The sequence below is a fragment of the Enterorhabdus sp. P55 genome (genome assembly GCF_009911695.1).
Taxonomy (GTDB): Bacteria; Actinomycetota; Coriobacteriia; order Coriobacteriales; family Eggerthellaceae; genus Enterorhabdus.
Window position 1 is genome coordinate 1 of record NZ_QWKK01000152.1, and the last position, 4,006, is coordinate 4,006.

Consider the following 4,006-nt stretch of genomic DNA (forward strand, 5'->3'; position numbering starts at 1 on the left):
GCCGCCACGAGCGCCGCCCCGCCGCGCGCCGGTGCGAGCGCCACCTCGGACAGCCCGAAGGAGAGCGCCACCAGGCCCGCCGCGGCCAGCGCCGCCGACGGCGCGTCGAGCCGCACCTCAGGCGACGACTCCCCGCCGCGCACCACCGTCCAGCCAGCTGCAGCCAGAAGCGCGGCGCCCGCGAGCGGCACGAGAAAGACGCTGCGCCACCCCAGCCCGCTCACCATAAACCCCGTCACCACCGGCGCGAGCGCCGGCCCGAGCGTGATCATCGAGCTGCCGATGGCCAGGTAGGTGCCCATCGACGCCCGCGGCAGGCGCGAGACGATCACGTTCATCATGAGGGGGATGAAGATGCCGGTGCCCACAGCCTGCACGAGCCGTGCGGCCACGAGCGCCGCGAACCCCGGCGCCACCAGGCCGCCGAGCGACCCGGCGAAGCTTAAGCCCGCCGCAGCCAGGAACAGCCGTCGCACGGCGAAGCGCCGGTAGAGGAACGCCATGCAGGTCACCACCACGGTGACCGCGATCATGTAGCCGGTGACCAGCCACTGGGCCGTCACCGACCCGACGCCGTACTCCCCCATGATGGGGACGAGCGCCATGTTCACCAGGTTCTCGTTGAATCCAGCCAGAAACCCGCTGCCGTAGAGCACCGCCAGCAGCGGCGCGAGGGAGCTGCCCGCCATGAGCCGCCATCCTTTCCGTATCGCCTTCGAGGGGGACGCGACGGCCCAGCGCGAGGCGGGGCGGCCGCGGGCAGCGTAGATATTACTGGGCGCGAGTGCCGGTAACCGCGTTCTGCATCGCGCAGTCTAGCACAACGCCGCTCCCCTTACGAAAGTGTCACCGCCATGCAAGCAACTTCGATGGCCCGACGGCAGGCGGACGCCTACCATGGGGGCAGACCAAAGGGAAGGACCTCCGATGCACCTCAAGCTCGCGCTGCGCAACGTGCGCCGCTCCGTCGCCGACTACTCCGTCTACTTCGCCACGCTCACCTTCGCGGCATGCCTCCTCTACGCCTTCACGTCGTCGACCGACTACCTGCTCGCCCTCGACCTCACACCCGACCAACGCGCCATCTACGAAAAAGCCGGCGGCGCGATGCAGGCGTTCTCGACGTTCACCGTGCTCGTGTTCGCCTTCCTCATCACCTACGCCAATCGCTTCATCCTGCGGCGCCGCTCGCACGAGTTCGGAACCTACGCGCTGCTCGGGATGGGCGGCGGGGAGATGGCGGTCATCCTGGCGCTCGAGGGAACCCTGGTGGGCGCGGGGGCCCTCGCCGCGGGCCTCGCGCTGGGCTGCGCGGCCTCTCCCCTCTTCGGCGCCGCGGCGGCCTTCGTGTTCGGCGTGCCGTGGAAGCCGGTGCTGACCTGGTCGCCGGACGCGGCGCTCTGGACGGCGGGCTCCTTCGCCGCCGTCATGGCGCTGGCCACGCTGCTCGGCATGAGGACGATGCGCCGGAAGTCCCTCGGCGAGCTCATGGGCGCCGCCCGGCGCCCCGACCAACCGCGCGGGCTCGGCCGCCTGACCGGCCGCGCGCAGCTCATCGTGGGGATCGCGCTGCTCGCGTTCGTCTGGGGCACCTGCCTGCTGCAGCCGGCCCTCTTCGTCGGGCTCATGCTCCCCTATGGCGTGGTCGCGGTGCTCGGCACGGGCCTGATCTTCCGCTACACGGCCACGCGCCTACCCGACTTCCTGCGCCGACGCTGCCCCAACTGGTACTGGACGAGCCTGCACAGCTTCACGCTGCGCCAGGTGGAGGCCCGGGTGTGCGCGAGCTCCAACGCCATGGCCTGCGTATGCGCGCTCGTCGCCGTGGCCGTGTGCATGATCACGACGGGGCTCGCCTTCAGCGTCGGCCTGCGCGAGAGCCCGCTCGGCAGCGGCGAGACGCTCGCCCCCGTCGCCTACGCGGGCATCTTCTACGGCGCGACGTTCCTCGTGACCGCCGCGGCCGTGCTCGCGCTCCAGCAGCTCTCCGAGGCGGCCGACAGCCTTTCGCGCTACCGGCTCCTCGACGACCTGGGCGCCCCGCGCGCGATGCGCGTCGCCGCCGTGCGCGCCCAGGTGGGCGTCTACTTCGTCGCGCCGATCGCCTTCGCGCTCGTCCACGACGCCTTCGGGATGCTGCTCGTGCTGTTCCTCTCCCTCGCGCTCGGCGCCACCCAGCTCACCGCCATCATCGGCGGCACCGTTGGCGGCACCCTGGCGCTCATGGGGGCCTACTACCTCATCACCGCGCGCCAGTGCGTGCGCATGCTGGGGCGCTAGACGCGCCACGAGGCCTCGGGCGGGCCGGCCGGCGCGGCGGCCAGGGCAGCGCCCCAACCGCAAAGCGCGGCGGCCTCAGGGCCTCGACCCCGAGGCTCCCCCCGGAGCCGGAGCCCTGCTCACCAGCACGATCATCGCCACCATGAGCGCCAGACCCGCCCCGTCGGCGGCGCTCACGACGGTGCCGAGCCAGAGCGCCGCCAACGCCGTGGCGCTCGCCGGTTCCACGGCGCCGAGCAGGCCACCCGCCACCGGCCCCACCGTCGCCACGCCCGTCAGATAGAGCCCGAAGGCGACGAAGGTGCCCAGCACGCCCACCCCCGCCACGAGCACCAAAGCACCCGTCGCGTCGAGCGCAGGCAGCGACGGTGGCGCGCCCCACAGGCCCCCCAGCCCCCACACGCCCACGCTCACGGCGGCGCTCGCCATCATGCCGCAGCCCACGACGGGCAGGCTCCCGAACCGCGCGTAGAGGCGTCGCGGATACATGATGTAGAAGGTCACTGATAACGCGTTCACCAAGCCCCAGGCCAGGCCGTCCGGAGGCAGCTGCAGCGCGCCTGGGTTGCCCTGGGTGGCGATGAGCCACGTAGCCGCCAGCGCGCACGCGAGCCCCGCGGCATCGCCCAGGCGCGGCAGCGCTCGGCCGCGCACGCAGGTGATGAGCATGATGAGGACGACGGCCAGGCTCTGGAGCACCGTCGCCGTGCCGGCGTTGGTGGCCCCCACCGACGCTGCAAACGTGAACTGGCTGAGGAAGAGCGCCACGCCGAAGAGGGCCGTGCCGCGCCGTGCCGCGCCGTCGCGCAGGATGGCCGCCACGGCCGCGCGATAGCGCGCGGCCAGCAGCACGACGAACAGCGCCGCGGCCGTCAGGGCGCGCACGACGGTGACGAAGGCCGGCGTGGCGCCGTAGTCGTCCAGGAGGAACTGGGCGCACGCGCCCGAGACGCCCCAGAGCGACGCCCCCGCAAGCGCGCACACGAGCCCGCGCGCCCGCTCGGCCTTCCGCTCAGCCACGTCTCCCCCCTTCCCCGCCGCACCCGGCGGCTCGTCTCCCGGGCGCCCGCCAGGGCCCCCGACAAGGCGCTCGCCCTCGCTCCCGCAGGCACGCGACCTCGCTCGCCTGAACCCCACGCGCATCGTTGGCGCCGGCGTCGCGAAGCTGCGCCCGCGACGATGCCCGATTATCCCACGACGCCCTCCGCCAGAGACGGAAAACGTCAGCCGAAGACTCCGAGGGGGCAAGGCCGAGAGGCGAAGGCGCGCAGGCGGCGGAATGCGAAAAGACGGAAAGCGCCAGAGGGCCTTGGCAGGCGATCGCGACTTTGCAGCGCGTCTCCCGTCCCCTCCGCACGCACCCAGGGGCCCGGCAACCGCATACCGCCGCGGCAAGAGCCCGGTCACGCCCGAATGCAAGCCCGCGGCAAGGAGAATGCGCCGAGCATCCGACCGACTCGGCGTCGACTAGCGCGCCGGCCGCCTGCGGGCAAGGGCGAGGACTCGCAGAGACACGCGGAAGAAGGGGCTGCGCAAGGCCAAAGCCAGCCAGGGGACGAGTCCGCAAATGCAGCGGGCCTACTCGGCCTCACCGCCCCCTCAGGCGCGACGGGCCTACTCGGCCTCACCGCGTTCTCGGGCGCGGCGGGCGCGACGCTCGGCCAGGCGCTCGCGGGCCGCCTCGCCGCGGGCCTCGGTGATGGCGCGCCGCCCGGCACGCCCGCCG

3 protein-coding genes are annotated in these 4,006 nt (G+C 73.0%); 1 reads left to right on the forward strand and 2 read right to left on the reverse strand.

The window, feature by feature from the left end:
- The coding region (locus D1643_RS10050; protein ID WP_160710490.1) for an MFS transporter at positions 1–689 on the reverse strand (689 nt) is incomplete at its 3' end.
- A gap of 238 nt (positions 690–927) precedes the next feature.
- Between D1643_RS10050 and D1643_RS10055 the strand changes: the two genes are divergently transcribed.
- Complete coding sequence (locus D1643_RS10055) at positions 928–2,280, forward strand: FtsX-like permease family protein (RefSeq protein WP_160710491.1); 1,353 nt, start codon at positions 928–930, stop codon at positions 2,278–2,280.
- Positions 2,281–2,355: 75 nt separating this feature from the next.
- Here D1643_RS10055 and D1643_RS10060 read toward each other — a convergent pair whose 3' ends face one another.
- The gene (locus D1643_RS10060) at positions 2,356–3,300 is read right to left on the reverse strand and encodes a DMT family transporter (RefSeq protein WP_370520336.1); all 945 of its coding nucleotides are present in this window, start codon (positions 3,298–3,300) and stop codon (positions 2,356–2,358) included.
- Between the last annotated feature and the right edge of the window lie 706 nt (positions 3,301–4,006).